The 19062-nt window shown below is 43.6% G+C and carries 12 protein-coding genes; 4 read left to right on the top strand and 8 right to left on the bottom strand.

Going from position 1 to position 19062, the window contains the following annotated elements; translation table 11 throughout:
- The first annotated feature begins 1028 nt into the window (after nt 1–1028).
- The gene (locus CRENPOLYSF2_RS12140) at nt 1029–1418 is read left to right on the top strand and encodes a hypothetical protein (RefSeq protein ID WP_087144212.1); all 390 of its coding nucleotides are present in this window, start codon (nt 1029–1031) and stop codon (nt 1416–1418) included.
- Between the two features lie 130 nt (nt 1419–1548).
- Here CRENPOLYSF2_RS12140 and argH read toward each other — a convergent pair whose 3' ends face one another.
- Entirely contained in the window at nt 1549–2946 is a 1398-nt protein-coding gene (gene argH / locus CRENPOLYSF2_RS12135) for an argininosuccinate lyase (protein WP_087144211.1), read from the bottom strand.
- A gap of 180 nt (nt 2947–3126) precedes the next feature.
- On the opposite strand from argH, the gene hemF reads away from it, so the two are divergent.
- Complete coding sequence (gene hemF / locus CRENPOLYSF2_RS12130; RefSeq protein WP_087144214.1) at nt 3127–4053, top strand: oxygen-dependent coproporphyrinogen oxidase; 927 nt, start codon at nt 3127–3129, stop codon at nt 4051–4053.
- 296 nt (nt 4054–4349) lie between these two features.
- Here hemF and CRENPOLYSF2_RS12125 read toward each other — a convergent pair whose 3' ends face one another.
- From CRENPOLYSF2_RS12125 to CRENPOLYSF2_RS12110, 4 genes are all read right to left on the bottom strand, one after another.
- Nucleotides 4350–7469 (bottom strand): exodeoxyribonuclease V subunit gamma, encoded by a 3120-nt coding sequence (locus CRENPOLYSF2_RS12125; protein ID WP_087144213.1) that lies wholly within the window; start codon nt 7467–7469, stop codon nt 4350–4352.
- 391 nt (nt 7470–7860) lie between these two features.
- Entirely contained in the window at nt 7861–8355 is a 495-nt protein-coding gene (locus CRENPOLYSF2_RS12120; RefSeq protein ID WP_087144210.1) for a hypothetical protein, read from the bottom strand.
- Between the two features lie 250 nt (nt 8356–8605).
- Nucleotides 8606–9856: a tyrosine-type recombinase/integrase gene (locus tag CRENPOLYSF2_RS12115; protein WP_087144209.1), complete on the bottom strand. Its 1251-nt coding sequence runs from the start codon at nt 9854–9856 to the stop codon at nt 8606–8608.
- 7 nt (nt 9857–9863) lie between these two features.
- On the bottom strand, nt 9864–11372 hold the full coding sequence (locus tag CRENPOLYSF2_RS12110; protein ID WP_176371115.1) for a phenylacetate--CoA ligase family protein: 1509 nt from the start codon (nt 11370–11372) through the stop codon (nt 9864–9866).
- A gap of 586 nt (nt 11373–11958) precedes the next feature.
- On the opposite strand from CRENPOLYSF2_RS12110, the gene CRENPOLYSF2_RS12105 reads away from it, so the two are divergent.
- Both CRENPOLYSF2_RS12105 and CRENPOLYSF2_RS12100 read left to right on the top strand, forming a co-directional pair.
- Entirely contained in the window at nt 11959–12468 is a 510-nt protein-coding gene (locus CRENPOLYSF2_RS12105; protein WP_176371114.1) for an OmpA family protein, read from the top strand.
- Nucleotides 12469–12555: 87 nt separating this feature from the next.
- Nucleotides 12556–14457 (top strand): ankyrin repeat domain-containing protein, encoded by a 1902-nt coding sequence (locus CRENPOLYSF2_RS12100; protein WP_087144206.1) that lies wholly within the window; start codon nt 12556–12558, stop codon nt 14455–14457.
- Between the two features lie 140 nt (nt 14458–14597).
- On the opposite strand, the gene parC is transcribed toward CRENPOLYSF2_RS12100, so the two are convergent.
- From parC to miaA, 3 genes are all read right to left on the bottom strand, one after another.
- Nucleotides 14598–16829, bottom strand: coding sequence for a DNA topoisomerase IV subunit A (gene parC, locus CRENPOLYSF2_RS12095; protein WP_087144205.1), 2232 nt, complete (start codon nt 16827–16829; stop codon nt 14598–14600).
- Entirely contained in the window at nt 16830–17324 is a 495-nt protein-coding gene (locus tag CRENPOLYSF2_RS12090; RefSeq protein ID WP_087144204.1) for an acyl-CoA thioesterase, read from the bottom strand. It lies immediately after the preceding gene.
- Nucleotides 17325–17517: 193 nt separating this feature from the next.
- On the bottom strand, nt 17518–18462 hold the full coding sequence (miaA, locus tag CRENPOLYSF2_RS12085) for a tRNA (adenosine(37)-N6)-dimethylallyltransferase MiaA (protein ID WP_087144203.1): 945 nt from the start codon (nt 18460–18462) through the stop codon (nt 17518–17520).
- Nucleotides 18463–19062: the final 600 nt, after the last annotated feature.

Raw genomic sequence — 19062 nt, 5'->3', positions numbered from 1 at the left:
ACCGCTATACGCCTGCTCTATCTGGCTGGTGTCCAGTTGCTCCATGACCTCCACTATAAAAGTGGCCAAGCTGTTTTCGTCTAGCCATCCCTCACAATTCGGGGGAAGGATGATAGGTTCGCTTCGGTCAATGTCGATAAATTGCTTGCTGATGGTGTTCTGCCTGTTTGTTGGGGTGGTCGACTATTTTAACTCAATACTACTGGATAACTGTAAGACCGACATACTCCTAGCGTGTAAATGAAACGCTGCGTTAATATCACCGCCGACAACCGGCAGCACTGAGATTGCCTTGAAGGCAGTGTTGGTCGCTATTGAAATGTGTTCAGAAATAAAATTCCATAGCAATATTGTGTTTGTGTGCATATATATTGTGTTTTTATATTAAAGGTGACTTGTTTTTGCTAAAGCTTTCGACGAATTTAACATTAAAGGAGGTTGTAATCTCCTCTGACTCGTCAGGGCATTTTAAATATTTTTTGATTTTGGTTCATTTCTCGCAATAAGTTTTTTGAGCGTACCGGATAGTGACGAACTCTTTAGGAACGCGCACGAAATAACTTGAGCAAGTTCATGCTTCGACAGGCTCAGCACGAACGGTGGTGGCGTTTAAGTTGTTCAAGTTATTTCATGCACGTTCCTTAGTGTGTTTTTGATGTACTCGCTGATACTTATTAAGTATCCTTATGTTATAATACTCGTGTGCGCGAACCCTGCTTAGCAGTTAGTGGGCACATCTAAAAACGGCTGGGTGATGTCGTGCATGGAGAGTCATATCAACTTGTATAAGCGTAGCGAAAGCTAGCTAGAACAGGGGTTTGTTAAATCGCGGAAAATGAAAAGCTTAGTGATGGCTGTCTGGAACAGACTTAACTCAGTTTAAGAATCAAACACCAATAAAACAAGTTGTGTTTGTTGATAGACGTAAACTCGAAAAAGTAGTATTCTGCTTATGCTCGACTACAGGCTAGAAATTATCACTCTAGTGTGTTTTTCTTTTTATTGTTATGAGTCCACAAGGTATATTAATGAAAAAATTATTGATCGCATTAGCTATGTCTTCATTCGCGTTGACTGCTTTTGCAGCTGGTAGCCCTATGAACGAAGATTTTACAGAGCTTCTTAGCATTTCTGATAAAGTTCTTGAAGCGGCTAAAGCTGGCGATGGCACAACTGTTAGTTCATTAGCTGAACAAGGTGTATTAGTTGCTAAAGACCAAGGCATGAAAGGCCAATCTCCTGGCTTGCAAAGAGTTGCAGAAAGAATGAAAGCGGCTAAAAAAGCTGGTAAAAAAGGTGACTTTGCAAAAGCCACTACAGTAATGAATGAAGCTATTGCTGAAATGAAAAAAGAAAAGCCAAAACCAAACTTCGGTGGCGGTTCTGAACAAACAAGTTACAAATTCGGTTCTGAATAATATGTGCTGATTTCGTTATGCTATTTCACTGATAGTAAAGATAGCCATAACGAGTTGAAAATAAAAAAGCGAGACTTAATCTCGCTTTTTTTATGCGCGTTTAATTAAGCGCTTGTTACGATTTTTTGTTTCAGCAAGGGGGGATTAAATGTTTTCGAGCCAGCGCAATAGCGGCTTTAACAGTATCAGGTGCTGTACCGCCAATATGTTTACGTGCTGCCACAGAACCTTCCAGCGTTAAATAATCGAAGACATCTGCGCTAATCAAATCAGAAAACTGTTGCAATTCACTCAGGGTAATTTCTGACAAATCACGGTTTGTGTCCACGCCCAAACGCACGGCTAAGCCGACGGCTTCATGGGCATCACGGAATGCCAAACCTTTTCGCACCAAATAATCCGCCAAATCTGTTGCTGTCGCAAAGCCACGTTTAGCAGAAGCATACATATTAGCCTTTTTAGGTGTAATGTAGGTCATCATATCGGCATAAGCGCGTAAGCAGTTGATAACCGTATCGACCGTATCAAATAATGGCTCTTTATCTTCCTGGTTATCTTTGTTATAGGCCAGTGGCTGGCTTTTCATCAGCATCAGTAATGACATTAAATGTCCGGTGACCCGACCGGATTTTCCACGCACTAATTCCGGTACATCAGGATTTTTCTTTTGCGGCATGATGGATGAGCCGGTACAAAATGCATCAGGGATATCAATAAAATCAAATTGCGCACTGGACCATAAGATCAACTCTTCCGAGAAGCGCGACAAGTGCATCATGATTAAACTGGCAGCGGCGGTAAATTCGATAGCAAAATCACGGTCACTGACCGAATCCAGAGAATTGGCGGATGGGCGGCTAAAGCCTAGCAATTTTGCGGTCATAAAACGGTCAATTGGGTAGGTAGTTCCGGCCAGAGCCGCCGATCCCAAAGGCATAATATTAATGCGTTTGCAACAATCTTGCAGGCGTTCATAATCGCGGCTGAGCATTTCAAACCAGGCCATTAAATGATGACCGAAAGTAATGGGCTGCGCCACTTGCAAATGAGTAAAGCCGGGCATAATGGTGTCGGCGTTTTGCTCGGCTAAGTTTAAAATAGCGCTTTGCAGGCGGATCAGTTGAGTGCTAATGTGGCCAATTTCGCTGCGTAGGTATAAGCGAATATCGGTGGCAACCTGATCGTTACGTGAACGCCCGGTGTGCAGTTTTTTACCGGCATTGCCGATTAAATCGGTCAAACGGGCTTCAATGTTCATATGGACATCTTCTTGCTTGATTGACCAGACGAATTGCCCGTTGTTGATGTCTTGTTGAATGTGATTCAAGCCATTAATAATCGCATCACGTTCTTGTTCCGTTAAAATGCCCACCGCGTGCAACATGGTGGCATGAGCGATTGAACCTTGTATATCTTGTTCAGCCATGCGTTTGTCAAAATCCACCGAAGCGGTAAAGACTTCAACAAAAGCATCGGTGGCCTGTGCAAAACGCGCACTGGAGAGTTTATCGGAATTAACTGTGGACATGGTGTTTACGGATATTGGCTGAAAAATAGACGATTATACAACCAAGCGTTAGTCATCTAGCAGAATTACCACCAATTGATATAAATCAAGGTGTCGTAATTTTTCAGGGCTATCTTGTACCTGAGCCCAATAATGCAAGAAATGATATTATTGGCGTATTCTTTTAATTTAAACGCGATAATGAATCACTATCTTATGGATAATAATATTGACCGAGTAAAAAACTATTTACTTGATTTACAAGAGACTATTTGTAATGGCTTAGAAAGTGAAGAACCTGATGCACGCTTTATTGAAGACTTGTGGTTACGCCCTGAAGGTGGCGGTGGCAGAACGCGTGTCTTAAGTAATGGGCAGGTTTTTGAACGTGGCGGCGTTAATTTTTCACATGTGTCAGGTTTTCAACTGCCACCGACAGCAAGTGCTAAACGTCCCGAATTAGCTAATAGAGAATTTGAAGCAATGGGAGTGTCATTAGTGATGCACCCTAACAATCCTTATGTACCCACGGTACACGCGAATGTTCGATTATTTATTGCCAAAAAACACGGAGAGCCGACCATCTGGTGGTTTGGAGGCGGCTTTGATTTAACGCCGTATTATCCGTTTAAAGACGATGTGATTCAGTGGCATCAAAATGCCCGCAGTGCTTGCCAACCGTTTGGTGATGAAGTTTATCCGCGCTATAAAACATGGTGTGATGAGTATTTTTATTTAAAACACCGTGATGAAACGCGTGGTGTCGGTGGTTTATTTTTTGATGACTTGAATGAATGGGGCTTTGAACAGAGCTTTGCCTTTATGCAAAGTGTTGGTGATCATTTTCTCGGTGGCTATTTGCCGATAGTGCAAAAACGTAAAGATATGGTTTATGGCCATCATGAGCGTGATTTTCAGTTGTATCGACGTGGTCGGTATGTGGAATTTAATCTGGTGTTTGATCGGGGCACGTTATTTGGATTGCAATCGGGCGGTAGAACCGAGTCGATATTAATGTCGATGCCACCGGCTGCTGTTTGGCGTTATAACTGGCATCCTGAAGTTGGAACGCCAGAAGCCGATTTATACGATACCTATTTAAAGCCCCAAAATTGGTTGGGAATTTAAGCTGCCCACTTTAAGTGAGCCCGTTTTAGCTACCCGCTTAATACGGGACAAAATGTAGGTTGGGTTGAGTGCTTTTCTCAACCCAACATTTCCAAGATATTGTAAATGTTGGGTTGCCAAACGGCAGGCAGCCCAACCTACTTGAATGTTATTATTCTTTGTTCCGCATTAGACCCAGTTTTAGGTTAAGCCGTTCGTGGTGAGCTTGTCAAACCATGAGCGCTTAACCGGCTCACCTTCACTTCAGTTGTTATCAATTGAGAATAACATTCTGTAAGGAGTGCAATAAGAGGACATCAATCAGCATTGTGTGTCGCCTGCCATAAAGGTAATAAAGTCGATTGACATAGCCACTCAAAATCTTCTCCTAAAATAGATTCCAACACTGTTGCTGCGCCGAATAAACGCTTAAGCTCTAACTCATAAGGCTGGTTAATCGCTCTAGCCAGTTGTGCGCTTGCTTTATTAAATGCTACGCCGTCAGCGGCTGCACCCGATTTGCTGGCCTGTTGAATATAGGCTAAGGCAGCTTCGCTAAAAAACGCATCGGGACGTTGCTGACCTTGCTGATAGCTGTCTAGCAGTGTCAACAAGTAGTCGTCTTGGCAATGCTCTGGTAATAGCACGATATGTTCATCGGAACTGAGTAAATACGTGGTGTGTGGCTGTTGCTGGTTAATCATTAAATGATGTAACACCGCACAAATAAAGTCTTTGCCTTTTAGCGCGGCATAGCGGTAAAACAAGCTGCCATTTTTATAACAATGCCCAAGCGTACCCACCAAGCGATATCTTCCCACAGTAATATCCAACGGCACATCGTGTATTTTTTCATCTAGGTTTAATGTATTAATGCGTAATACAAAATCACTAATGACAGTTGCCTGACTTTCTGCCGCCAAATCGCCCATGACACCTGATAACCAACGTCCTTGTGCTTGCAGTTTTTTAACCGACATCGGCACACCTTTTAAGCTATCTTCTATACCCTGATTTAACGTGGCGTAGGTTTCTAGTTTATCAAGGTTAAAGGCTTCGCGTTCTTGTGCATCTGCGCTAAGGCCAAACAACCGCACCAATAATTGCCGTTGCATAAAATAGCGCTGCGGGTGCTGAAAAAATCTTAATACATCAAAGACTTCAATAATTGTCTCTTCAGGTTCGGATAACACGCCTTGCCACCAGACGCTAGGCTCAATTTTAGGTTGCGCTAAAGCGCGTGCGGTATCGCAATCCGCTTGTGAAAAGCTCAATAAATCGCTATTGCCTTTAAAATACTGTGCGGAAAACGCATGTAAAGGATGATAAGTAATGAGATCAGTCAGTTGATAGCTATCGTGCAGAACATCCAGTAACTCACTGACCACAATAGACGGTGCAATGCGATTATTGTGCTTAATGGATTGCCCCATATAGCTAATAATCAACTGCTGGCGTACTGATAACAAAATTTCAAGAAATTGATAACGGTCATCATTGCGTTTGGAACTATCGCCTTTACGGGTTTCTTGTGTGGTTAAATCGAATGTTGGTCGCTGATCTAATCGGGGGAAATCGCTCTCGTTCATGCCTAATAAAGCAATGATTTTAAAGGGAATTGATCGCATAGGTTGTAATGCGCAAAATGTCAGTTGGCCGCGTAAAAAACCGCCACCGGCATCGTGTTGCAACGGCTCGTTTGCCTGATCTTGTAGCCAAGCAATTATTACTGCTAGCTCGACGGTCTGGTTATGCGGGTTGTTAAGTGGACTAGATAACGCCAGCAGTAGACTGTTAAGTTGCTCGCGTTCGATAGGATCGGCGGCGATCAATAATGTTTCGGCGTAAGAATACAACGCCGTGCCCCAATCAGTTAGCGACATCGGGGCTTTAAACTGGGTGCTGGCATTAAATAACAGCTGTAAAAAATCGTGTAAGCCACCCAATGCCTGCGCTGATGAACCTTCAATGTCTTTATACGGCAAGATAGCATCGACAAATTCACTGTCATCGCCGATCGCATAGCCCATTAATAAACGGTTGAGCAACGCTTGCCAGGTGTTTTCCTCGCAAGCAAATAAATCCAGTTCTTGCTTGTGTGCGGCGGATTTTCCCCAGCGAACACGGGTAGCTTGCAGCCAATGCTTAATTAAATCCACCGCGTCGTCGGTTAAATCAAAGCTTGCAAAAATGAACGGACGTTCCAGTAAATCCAGTACGCTTTGCCAACCGAAGCGACTTTGGCTGAGTTGTAAAAAATCAATAAACGCATTAATGACGTGATGGCTCAGTAATGCGGGGCGATCGGCAATAGTGTGTTGAATATCGCTAAAAACCGCAGAAATAAATGGCGCGTAGTGCTGACTGTCCGGCGACATGACAATAATATCGCGCAGTTCCAGATTGGTATCACGCTCCAGTGCCAGCAATAGTTGATTGCGTAACACCTCGACTTCTCGCAATCGTGAATGGCAGGCATGAATACTGATGGAGGCATCTTTAATCAGGGTTTTTGGTTGTTGCGGGGGGTGTAAAATATCAGCGTGTAATTGTTGCAGGACCGTCGCCGGTTTTTCTGAATCAGCTGGATGTTCAATGCTGTTTTTAAATAAGCCACGCGCCGTTAACATGTTCTGAAGTTCATACGCTTGCTGCGCTAAGCTGGCAAGTAATGGATGCTGGGTGTTCGGTACAGACGGATTTTGCGTGATTTGGTTAGTTAATGGGCTAAGCCAAAAAAAATGCACTTGGCAATGCCGCGCCAAGCCGTGCAAAAAATCCAGCATCAGCGGCGATAGCTGATTGACACCAAAAATGCACAGCCGTTCTGGCAAGTGACGTGCTAAATCGCCTTCATCTGTGCTATTAAGTGTGACGATAACCTCTAGCCACAGGGCGGCTTTGTTGGTTTGCGTTGGTGTAGTGTTTATTTGCTGCCAGAGTATTTTTTGCCAACGCTCGGTTTGAGTATGGTAAAGCAGTTGGTTGTGTTGCCATGCTGTTAACATGTCGGGGCGCAGCAGTTGATAACGATCAAATAATTGTGCCAGTTTGTGGGCTAATTGATAACGTTTTAAAGGACTATTGTCACCGGTTAAATAGTGTTTTACTGGCGTTAAATGTTCGTTATCAAGCGTGTCACGTAACAGATTTTCCAGTTGCCAAACCATTGCATCCTGATTAACGTGGGTGTCGGTTAATGGGTTGTTGATTTTTTGGGCGATAGTATTAAAAAATCGGTTAGGTGTCAAAAACTGGTAATTACCCCACACCTTAAATTGCCTGGCCAGTTGTTGCGACAACCAACGTTCCATGCCAGGATGCTGAACAAGAAAGCTTTCTTTTTTAAATGCTGATGATAACGGTGTTTCTTCAATAATTGTAATGAGAGCGGCTAGCAGGTTTTCAGTTTTGGAGGAGCGGTGTAGGATAAACATAGTGCTTACGGTGCAGTTAATCAATATGCCATCATACGACATTCATTGTTTAAAGCCTGTAATTTAGTAACGCGCACGAAATAACTTGAGCAAGTTCATGCTTCGACAGGCTCAGCACGAACGGTGGTGGCGTTTAAGTTGTTCAAGTTATTTCATGCACGTTCCTAAGCGCTATAAGTGCAGAGTAAATTATCTTATTGTTACAGCGTTTTCAACTTAGTACAGTTACAGCCACCGTTCGTGCTGAGCTTGTCGAAGCATGAACGGCACACTTCGACAAGCTCAGTGCGAACGGTTACGCTGCAATTATTGAACTGTGAAAACGCTGTATATGCAAAAGGGGATTGCTCATGAGGCGAAATGAGGTGGCGTGTCATCTGCTGAACGCTTCCTAGCTTTTATAATGAGTGGCATTCATTAGCGCAATAGCCAAAGGGTTGTTTTTACCTGCATAGCGCTCAACAGTAATGCAAAAATCGTCTAAGTCATCTAGCCACAGTGGTACGATAAAAGAGGCTTTAAACGTATTGTTTTCTATATATAAACAGGTAGAACCAAACTTTTTTACTTCTGTTACCGACACAATGCGATCCCAGTTAATTGAGCTGTAGTAACCAAAACAGTTACAACCTTTTAAGCCTGTTTTACTAATACAAAGTGGGCAGTAGTAATCATCTGCAAGAATGAGTACAGTAATAACAGCAAACGCCACGATAGGTATACCGGAAGCAAACGCCAAATCACCGTAAGCAGGAAAACGACCTGAGCCCATTTGCCCTAATAACGCCAGTAGCAAAAAAAAACCACAACAGGGCAGGGTGTATTTCGCGTAAAAACGTAATAAAGGTAAATAGGCATAAAATTTTTTATGGCTAATATCTAACATGAATTGTCTCACTATTCCAAAAGCAGTTGTTGTGTAGTCCGTTATTCTAAAATGTCTCTTACAATTCCCTAAACAGAGTTAAACTTCTCCTCGCCCAATGTGCTCTTGTTATTGTTTTTGCGACGTTTTTATCGTATTTATACCTAAAACACAAGTATTTTGTTAAATTTTTTTTAGGCTTTTCTTGTAATATAAACACTATTGAGCCGGAAGTGCAGTCTTTTTTGGCAATAATTAATTGCTAAGCCCGCTATTTTTTAGTTTTCGCACCGACCATAAATGCTGCACTTACCGCTTGCTGACGTTTTTTATCATCAGTATTCAAATAGATAGATGTGGTGGCTATGCTGGCATGGCCTAATTCATCACGAATATAGGCTAAAGGAATTTGACAATCATTGGCTAAAAAACTGCCGTAACTGTGTCGCAACCAATGGGTTGAGGCGTGCTGTACTTTGTTAATGAGGCGATTGTCGGGCTGATCGGTCGCTATTAAATGTGTGTGCCAGCGTTTAAAAAAATCTGCCAGTATTTTATGCAGCGCCGCAGGGCTTAGGTGCTGCTCGGTTTTTTTACGTAAACTGTTAATCAGCGGCGTAGTATCTGGCACTTGGCTAAGGTTTGGTGACAATCCCAATGCCAACCGATAGTTACGAATATCTTCTATAAAAGCAGTGGGCAATGACGTTTTACGTAATTTGGTGTTTTTACCAATGACACGCAAGAAGTACTGCTCACCTTCGGCATCCTCCAAGGCTTCAATAGCACCGTAATTGGCCGCGACTAATTCGTGCAGGCGCAGACCGGTATTAAACGCAAATTTTAAGATAAACACCACCCGCAACTGTGCGTAATAATTAGGTTGCGTATGATCACACAGTGATTGTGCATAATCTAACATTAATTGAATGTGGTGGCGGGTAAATAAACGTTGATTAATCTGTGTTGTCAGTGTGCCAGCTTTTATTGGGGTAATATCAGAAAAACTGTTGTATTTAAGATAGTTTTGTTTGACCAGCCAATCCATACAGCTGGAAATAACGGTATTGGCGTAATTAATAGAGCAAATAGATAATACTCTTGGTGTATCGGTGGTTTTTTTAGCAACGCGATATTGAAATGGTTTCCAGTGGCCGTGTGTTTTGTTGGTAGGAACGCATGATACCCAGCGGCTGTTATCTGGTTGCAATTGTTTAATGAAATCAATATAAGCGCGACAGTCATCGGTATTTAATGATGAAAATGCCTTGCTACGTTCGATAACCGCCCACAGTAATAAGCGTTCCAGCTCTTTTTGGTAGGCTTGATAGGTTTTGGGGTTGTCACCTTTAACCCGTAACCAGCTGGTAATGGCTGCTAAATCGTCATTGGCATCAATACGGCACTGTTCCGTGCTGCGATTGTTACCGTTGCAGCCATTTAAATTAATTGGGATTAAACACGGGTCAAAGCCAGTGGCGCTATCTAAGGCTATTAACGCGGTTATTTTTTCTGAGTACATGCGTGTGTTACGATTTTTTTCGGGTATAGCGGTGTTTTACACCCACAGGAAAATACTCCGCATCGGCAAAGGCGTGCAGACTAATATGTGGCAATTGCCGTTCTGTTGGCGTGTAATTGGCAAATTCACTGTTTAAGCGTAATAACTGCGTTTTAACAGCGTCTGCTATCAGGGCGCAGAGTGCTTGTGTTGCTGTGCTATCCGGTAGCAGTTCTACAATAATGTGCAGACGGCTATTGTTATCAATTAATTGTGTTTCCAGTACAAATTTTCCGGTAATTTTCGCCATAATAGCTGGTTGTTCTAATCCGACAGTGATATTTTCTGGGTAAATATTAGCGCCGTAATACGATACGGTAAAATCTGCCCGGCCAAATACGTACACAAACGGTAGTTCACGCGGACAAAATGCGTCATTCAAACCTAATTGAGCCAGCGTAGTGATGCCCTGAGTTTTTAAAAATTGCCACATTTTTGCAAAGTTGATTAAACCGCCTTTATCGGCAATGTGATAACGCAGCAAAGGCACGCTGTTGTCGGCAGACACAACCAATGTATTTTCGTAGACTTCAAAAAAACGACTGGCTGGATCGTATTGCACGAGCGTTGGTAAGCGCGACTCGCCGAACAGTTCGCGGGCAGCTGTGGGGTGATTACTTAGCCAGCGGCGTATAGCAATACTGAACGGTGTTTCATTGCCCAGTACGCCGCCATCCGCTGTGCCATACAAAGAAGCAGAATCGTAACAGGGGGCTGTTGAGCCAGTGCGCTGTGCCAACGTACTGCGCCATTCTTCGCTAAACACTTCACCGGCAAACACTAATTTTGGCTTATAGCGTGGCCAATTAATGCCTTCGGTATTGCCCGCATCAATGACATCTTTAATAAAAGGTGGATAGCCCAGTAACACAGTTTGTTCAAAATGGGGTGCCAGTTCGCGTACGACGCGCAGAATTTCGGCGGTATTATTGCCAGGCGTGGCGACCAATAAAGGGTAACCTTTGCTTGCCAAATGCCAGCAGCAGCTGGTGCTATATAAGCCCCCGACCCAATTGCCTAAGGCAAAGCACACGATGGCCAGTGTATTGCGTTCATGCGCACGGAAACTGTCATGAAATACTTGTTCAAATCGTACCGCTACTGCCAGTTCATCTGCAACAGAGCGAGGCCAGAAAGTCGGTTTGCCGGTAGAGCCAGACGATACCGCAACACGATCCGCACCATTAAGCGTCCCCCCTGAGCAACGCTCAGGCAATGAAAATACCTGCATGTAATTAGTTTTATCGGTTAGCGGTAATTGACTAAATGCGTGCAATGTTTGGATGTCAGCAGGATTTACACTTCGTGCGTACAGAAACTGATGATACGCAGGTACTTGGTTTGCACAGCGCTTAAATAAAGCTAAAACTTTGGCGCTAGTGTCGGTGTTTAGACTTTCTGTCAATAGCACATCCAATGACTGTGACATGAAGTGCTGAAAAATAGTTTCTGTTGCGGGCATAGTTGAGTGCGGCATAAAAAACACACCTAATAAAAAACTAAAGTGAATACGGTATCGGTAATATCAGAAACAGTCAATGACTTGAAGCCGAGTCTTACTGAGTAATTTTTATTAGACAGTATTTTTAGTCGGGGTGAGTTGTAATGCAGCGATGTAGGTTGAGTTACAGCGTTTTCAACTTAGGACAGTTACAGCCACCGTTCGTGCTGAGCTTGTCGAAGCATGAACGGCACACTTCGACAAGCTCAGTGCGAACGGTTACGCTGTAACTATTGAACTGTGAAAACGCTGTAGCTGTTATCAATTGAGAATAAAAACGCTGTAGTACAGCGGATATGACTTGCAAAATATTGGTTTATTTTAACAGTTTTCTTGGATGTCAGTAATGATTACACCAGGCGGTATAGTAGATTATAAAGGTATTGTTATTCAGTAGTCTGTAATAATGGCATGATTTTTGCTATTAATAAATTTTAAGGAAGGTAGTCAAAAAACAGGGTGGCTAATTACGCTGAAATGGTTTTAGTGTACGGTTCAAAATAATAATGAACACCTGTTATGTAAGCCATCAAATAAAGATAATCACTTAATGGAAAACACAATGCGCCTAGCTAAAAAAATTATCGTCACTACTGGTCTGGTAGCATTTTTTATGCTCTCAGGGTGTACAACACCGTATACCAATAAAGAGTTGTTGGATATTTTTAACGCAAAAGGCTTAGATACCTTAGCGCGAGACAACAGCATTGTGGTTTTTCTGCCAGGTGTATTTTTTGACGTGGGTAAAGCAGATTTAACCCAACTCGCACAATTTAAATTGGGTGAAATTGCCAGCGTGGTTAATGATCCGCGTGTAACTGAGCGCGTATTATTGTTGGAAGGGCATACCGATTCGACTGGTTCAGATGAAGATAATAGGGATCTTTCTCATCGCCGTGCCACTTCGGTTTATCAAAGTTTGATTGTTAGCAAGGTTAATGCCAAACGCATGAGCGTACGCGGCTTTGGTGAAAAATACCCTATTGCAGATAACACTAAGTCCGATGGCAGTCCAAATCCAGAGGGGCAAGCTAAAAATCGTCGCGTTGAAATCGTGGTTAACAATCCATAAATAACAAATTAGTTACCGTTTGTCAATGGTTAATATGTTAATCATTCATTTTTTGAAGCAATATTATTTTTACGAGATTTAGCTGCCATGTTTATTGAATATTTTGGATTTAAGCAAAACCCGTTTAGCGTGGCAGACGCATCTTGTTTTTTTTACGCGGATCTTGATAAAGTAAATATAAGCGAGCAAATGCTGCGTGATGTGCAAAATGGTGTTAGTCCGATTTTACTTACAGGGGCGGTGGGTGCAGAAAAATCCGCGCTGTTGCAGCATTTTGTCACGCAGCTACCTGCTAATATTCAGCTAATTACTCATTTTAAAAGTGAGTTAAATTATGCGGCCAGTGTATTGACACGGATAGACAAATTGGCAGAGATTGATGGTCAGGTCAATAGTAAATTATTACTGATTATCGACAATGCTCATGACATTCCAGATGCAGAATTAAAGTTATTGCTGTTATTAACAAAGCATCATGCAGAAAAAACGCGTGCTTTTCAAATGCTATGGTGTGGCGTAGAAGGCTTGGATGAAAAACTAAGGTGTATTGATGCTAAAAAATACACTGATTATGTATTTCATTACCGTTTCGATAGTTTGAATGTGCTGCAAATTAAGCAGTATATTCATTTTCGTTTGCAGCGCGTGGGGTATTTTAGCGCTGACAGCGGTGAGCTTTTTTCACCCGATGCCATAAAAATGATTTTTACGCTATCGCACGGTATTCCCAAAACAATTAATTCGATTTGTGGTTATGCACTGGGCTTGGCAAGTCTTGATGGTGGAGATAAAATTTCTGAACGCCATATTCAAGAAGCTTTTAAACTGCATTTAATGCCGCCAGATGAGGCTAGCGCAAGCCTCGTTAGCCAAAGTGAAATGGGTGTAGTGGGTGAGCATACCGAATCGAACAAGAAAATGACGGTTCGTATTCAGATTAATAAAGCGCCTCTTAAGGGTGTGCAATCGTCTCAGCAGTTAAATAAACGCCAAGAGTACTCTGCGCAAGTAAAAACACACAAATGGTTTGTTACCCGCTTAGCAATTGGGCTGTGTTTTGTGGCTGTAGCAGGTTTTCAGTATTTTCAAGATCCATTAGTAACATTAGACAATGGCCAAGATAACATGAAAACAGTGGCTTATATGCCGGCCAGTATTGCTGGCCAAGCTGATACCATACCAATCGCACCAGCAGCTAAGATAACTTTGTCGGGCGATAAAACCGAGATACTCAGGCAAGTAACAAGCGTTTTAGCACCAACAGCAGAAAATGTTATTGAAAAGCCCAATATCTTGCGGGCTGCTTCTCATCATGTGGCTCGTAAACTATCCCCTGTAATTACTGCAAAACAGAGGCAGGTTTTGCCGCGTGTTAGTGTTATTGAAAAAAATGTAATAAGGCATCCAGAAAATCAGAAAATGATTAAGCCATTACCTGTCATTGCCATGTACAGCAAAGAATACTCAGTCGCTCAAGCGCAGGTTAAACACAAAACTCAATCTGCCAACGCTGTGCAACAAAAGATGACTGTGGTTAGGGCTAAAACAGATCAACGCCCTGTAGAACATGCCCCAAAACAATTTGTTCTATCTAAGCCGAACAATTTTCAGGCGAGTAATTTTAAATCTAGCCAGATTAATACCTTAAAAAAATTACAGGCGGCTCATGCTGTGCTTGATGCACAAGAAAGAGCGGCGCGAGACAGAGCGGCCAGTCGTTTACATTTAGATCGTTTGGGGGTTAAGTTTAATTCGGATTCTTTAGTTGATGCTGCTGAGAAAGGTAATCTTCGGGTGGCAAAATTGCTACTTTCTGGCGGTATTCCGTATAACATCAAAAATCGTCAAGGCCAGACAGCACTGATGGCTTCGGCTAAAAATGGCCACAAACAAATTATTAATGAGTTACTGAAAGAAAGTGATCATGCAGGCAATAAAGATTCATTTAATAAAAAAACAATAATAATAAAACCATTTAAATATCAGTAGTCTAGTTATTTTGTTGCCCTAACTACTTACATTGAGTGTCTGCATTTCAGGTTGATATTTTGGTGGATTTAACGAGAAAGCAAAGAATCAGGTTTAGGATGGGCACACTCTGTTTTGCCCATCCTACCATGCCCGTGTTTTTATTCCGTTTCCAAGCTATCTACTCGCTGAAAACCACGCGGTAACGGTGTGCCTCGTTTAGCACGGTTACTGGTGTAATGTGCAATATCCAGACAGCGTAGGGTGAGATGGCGCTTACCAGACAATACCTTTAACACACCCTTTTCCGGCAAAGTGACGGCAGCCATCACGTAATCGGTTTTGTTATCAAGGTCTGCGGGTGCAATCTGAATGAGTTTATTGCCTTTGCCTTTTGCCAGCGCTGGTAATTCTGTACTGGGGAAAATGAGCAATCGACCTTGCAAGGTAACCACGGCCAACATATCACTGTCATTTTGTAAGGGCACGGGTTTGATAACACTGGCTGCATCGGGCAGGGTAATCATTAATTTACCGGCCTTGTTTTTGCTTAATAACTCTTTTAGCTGTACTTTAAAACCATAGCCAAATGTGCTGGCCAAAATATACCAATCGTCGGGATTGCCCGACAGTAAATGGGTAAATACCGCGCCGTCGGGTGGATTGAGTCGTCCGGTTAACGGTTCGCCCTGGGTGCGTGCCGAGGGTAGGTTATGCGCCGGTGTACTGTAGGCACGTCCGGTAGAATCCAGGATATATACCGGTTGCGTAGAGCGGCATTTTACGATATCTAAAAGACTGTCACCAGAACGGTAGCCTAGGCTTTCAACATCAAAATCATGACCTTTGGCAGCGCGTATCCAGCCTTTTTGCGATAACACCACGGTGAGCGGTTCATTGGCTATTAAGGCCACGGTTTCCAGTGGTTGCGACGCTTCACGGGCTACTATCGGTGATTGGCGATCATCGCCGTATTTGTCGGCATCTTGCTTCAGTTCTTTACGGATAAGTTGGCTTAATAATCGTGGTGTAGCCAAGATTTTTTCCAGGGCGGCACGTTCTTTGTTCAGTTCGTTTTGCTCGCCGCGTATTTGTAGTTCCTCCAGTTTGGCCAGATGTCGCAGCTTTAAGTCCAGCACCGATTCGGCCTGGCTATCGGTCAGGCCAAAGCGTGCCATCAATACCGGTTTAGGCTTGTCTTCGCTGCGGATAATGGCGATGACTTCATCGATATTAAGATAGGCAATCAGTAAACCGTCCAAAATATGCAGTCTGGCAATGACTTTATCTAGGCGATATTGCAAGCGTTTACGCACGGTTTCGGTACGGAAACTCAGCCACTCGACCAGAATGTCGCGCAGGTTTTTTACCTTGGGGCGACCATCCAGGCCGATCATGTTCATGTTGACGCGGTAGCTTTTTTCAAGGTCAGTGGTGGCGAACAAATGCGACATCACCGCCTCGACATCAATGCGTTTGGATTTGGGGATGATCAGCAAGCGGGTCGGATTTTCGTGATCAGATTCGTCACGCAAATCTTCAATCATCGGCAGTTTTTTGGCTAACATTTGTGCGGCGATCTGTTCCATCAGTTTCGCGCCGGACACCTGGTGGGGCAGGGCAGTGATGACGATTACCCCGTCTTCCTGTTCATACAGCGCCCGCATTTTTATCGAGCCACCGCCGCTCAAATATATTTTCTGGATGTCATCGCTAGCGGTAATGATTTCGGCTTTGGTGGGGTAATCTGGGCCTTTGACTAGGCCAAATAATACGTCGTCCGTGGTGGTAGAATCGTCCAATAATTGCAAACAGGCGGTGGCAATTTCACGCAAGTTATGTGGCGGTATGTCGGTGGCCATGCCGACGGCGATACCCATCGTGCCGTTGAGCAAGATGTTGGGCAAGCGGGCGGGCAACAACTCTGGTTCTTTCAGCGAACCATCAAAGTTGTCTTCCCAGTTGACTGTGCCTTGTGCCAATTCGCTTAGTAAAGTGTTGGCATAGCCGGTCAGCCGTGATTCAGTGTAACGCATGGCAGCGAATGATTTTGGGTCATCCGGTGAGCCCCAGTTACCCTGACCATCAATTAGCGGGTAACGGTAAGAGAAGCTTTGCGCCATCAATACCATCGCTTCGTAACAGGCGGAGTCGCCGTGCGGATGGTATTTCCCCAGTACGTCACCGACGGTACGTGCGGATTTTTTGAATTTGGCCAGTGAGCTTAAACCCAGCTCAGACATGGCATAGACAATGCGCCGTTGTACGGGTTTTAGGCCATCGGCAATATGTGGCAGCGCCCGGTCCAAAATGACATACATGGAGTAATTCAGATAGGCTTTTTCGGCGAAATCTTTTAACGGTTGTTGTTCGTAATTTTCCTGCAAACCCACTTAAAACTCCTCTTCGGATAAATCAATGTGTAGGGTACGTTCTTTTTCCAGACTTTCCTGCCGCAGTTGTTTGCGCAGTGCGGCGGCGGCAAACTGTCTTTTGTCGGCCTCGGTGGTTAATTCTAGTCGGGGCACTTCTATGCTGCAACCATTGTCATCCAGCGCGACCATGGTAAAGTAACACGAGGTGGTCGGGCGTTTTTGGTGGGTACGTAAGTTTTCTGCCACCACGTTGACACCAATTTCCATTGACGAGCGTCCGACGTAATTGACGTTGGCATGGAAGGTGACCAGTTCGCCGACGTTGACTTGCTGGCGAAAAAACACCTGATCCAGCGAGGCCGTGACGACGTAATTTTTGCAATATTTGGCGGCACAGGCGTAGGCCACTTGGTCAAGCAGTTTTAATAACGAGCCACCGTGGACGTGCCCGGAAAAATTGGCCATGTCGGGGGTCATAAGCACGGTCATGGTCAGGGATTTTTCTTGTTTCATTAGTTTGTCGCCTTGATATAATTTTTAATTGTCCACGAAAAACACCAAAAGCACGAAAAAAAGCATTTTAAAGTAGGGTGATATTTTTGGACTAGGCTGATATTGATCAGAAAATTTAGAAATATTTGAGCTATCGACACAAAAATAATCAGTGATTTTTTTCGTGCTTTTGGTGTTTTTCGTGGACAAATTTTTATTGATTCATTATGGCATCATTGATCTGGGTTAATACTCTTTCGACCAAAGCGTCTTGCCCGGTTTCAAAATGATGCGCGTCGGTTTCTTTTCTAAGCCAGGTAAACTGCCGTTTGGCCAGTTGCCGGGTGGCAATAATGCCTTTTTCTACCATTGTCGCATAATCGCACTCGCCGTGCAGATAAGACCAGACCTGCCGGTAACCTACCGCGCGGATTGCGGGCATTTTATCGTTTAAATCGCCGCGCTGGTGCAAGGCATTCACTTCATCAAGCAAACCGTGTTGCAACATGGCTTTAAAACGTGTGGCGATAATGTCATGCAAGACAGTCCTGTCTTTAGGGGCGATAACCAGTTTTATGATGTGGTAGGGGATGTTTTCCTGGTGGTTTTTAAAAAAAGACGTTAACGGTTCACCGCTGATTTCATAGACTTCCAGGGCGCGTTGGACACGTTGTGGGTCGTTGGGGTGGATTCTGGCGGCAGACTCAGGATCGACAGTTGCCAGTCGTTGATGCAGTACATTTTTTCCTAAGCGTATCAGCTCGTCATCTAATCTGGCACGAATAGCAGGGTTCGCTTCCGGCAAAATATCCAATCCGTTATTCAGCGCGTTGAAATACAGCATCGTGCCACCGACTAAGATAGGCGTTTTGCCACGTAGGTGAATGTCATTGATTAACGTCAGCGCGTGGTTTTTAAATTGACCAGTGGAATAGGCGACACTGGGATCAAGTATATCAATCAAGTGATGGATGATACCGTCACGTTCGGCTAGCGTGGGCTTGGCTGTGCCTATGTCCATGCCCTTAAATACCAGGGCAGAATCTACGCTGATGATTTCCCCGTTCAGTTGCTTGGCCAGTTGTATCGAAAGGGCTGTTTTTCCGGACGCAGTAGGTCCCATAAGAAAAATGGCGGGTGGAAGTGTGAGCTGGGTCATGCTTTTGCTTGGGTTGTTGAGATTGTTGTTTTTTAGTGTCTTTGAATTTAGCACGAAAAACACAGAATACAGGGAAAATAATATTTATTTTTTATAATACTGAGGCTATTGGTGATTTATGCTGTGCAAAAGTGTCGTACAAACAGTCAGTTTATTCTGTGTGTGTAAGCTTTTAATAGCGCTATAATCAGCGCTCGATAATGTTTGGCCAGCCATTGAAGCTAGTACTCAGTCAATTTTATTTTGGCGAGTGTGAATTTTAAAAAACCGTTCGTGGTGAGCTTGTCGAACCATGAACCACAAGTCCTTCGACAAGCTCAGGACGAACGGAGTATTTTATAGTACTCGACAAAGTAAAAATGACTAAGTACTAGGATAAGTTTTGTAGGTTGTGGTGAGGTAACGAATCTCAACAATGTGGTGCATCTGTATTGGCGTTTCTAATATCATTCCAACCCACATCAGTAGTCATATTTTGTTCCATACAGCGTTTCCAACTTAGGACAGTTACAGCCACCGTTCGTGCTGAGCTTGTCAAAGCATGAACGGCACACTTCGACAAGCTCAGTGCGAACGGTTACGCTGTAACTATTGAACTGT

Source organism: Crenothrix polyspora (genome assembly GCF_900163755.1).
Classification (GTDB): Bacteria; Pseudomonadota; Gammaproteobacteria; order Methylococcales; family Methylomonadaceae; genus Crenothrix; species Crenothrix polyspora.
The sequence above is the reverse complement of the archived record's forward strand: the minus strand, read 5'-3'. Positions and strand labels throughout refer to the sequence as shown.

What these genes read in the sequence shown, in the direction of transcription:
- CRENPOLYSF2_RS12140 (WP_087144212.1), top strand. Translation starts at nt 1,029, where the DNA reads ATGAAAAAATTATTGATCGCATTAGCTATGTCTTCATTCGCGTTGACT.
- argH (WP_087144211.1), bottom strand. Translation starts at nt 2,946, where the DNA reads ATGTCCACAGTTAATTCCGATAAACTCTCCAGTGCGCGTTTTGCACAG.
- hemF (WP_087144214.1), top strand. Translation starts at nt 3,127, where the DNA reads ATGAATCACTATCTTATGGATAATAATATTGACCGAGTAAAAAACTAT.
- CRENPOLYSF2_RS12125 (WP_087144213.1), bottom strand. Translation starts at nt 7,469, where the DNA reads ATGTTTATCCTACACCGCTCCTCCAAAACTGAAAACCTGCTAGCCGCT.
- CRENPOLYSF2_RS12120 (WP_087144210.1), bottom strand. Translation starts at nt 8,355, where the DNA reads ATGTTAGATATTAGCCATAAAAAATTTTATGCCTATTTACCTTTATTA.
- CRENPOLYSF2_RS12115 (WP_087144209.1), bottom strand. Translation starts at nt 9,856, where the DNA reads ATGTACTCAGAAAAAATAACCGCGTTAATAGCCTTAGATAGCGCCACT.
- CRENPOLYSF2_RS12110 (WP_176371115.1), bottom strand. Translation starts at nt 11,372, where the DNA reads ATGCCGCACTCAACTATGCCCGCAACAGAAACTATTTTTCAGCACTTC.
- CRENPOLYSF2_RS12105 (WP_176371114.1), top strand. Translation starts at nt 11,959, where the DNA reads ATGCGCCTAGCTAAAAAAATTATCGTCACTACTGGTCTGGTAGCATTT.
- CRENPOLYSF2_RS12100 (WP_087144206.1), top strand. Translation starts at nt 12,556, where the DNA reads ATGTTTATTGAATATTTTGGATTTAAGCAAAACCCGTTTAGCGTGGCA.
- CRENPOLYSF2_RS12090 (WP_087144204.1), bottom strand. Translation starts at nt 17,324, where the DNA reads ATGAAACAAGAAAAATCCCTGACCATGACCGTGCTTATGACCCCCGAC.
- miaA (WP_087144203.1), bottom strand. Translation starts at nt 18,462, where the DNA reads ATGACCCAGCTCACACTTCCACCCGCCATTTTTCTTATGGGACCTACT.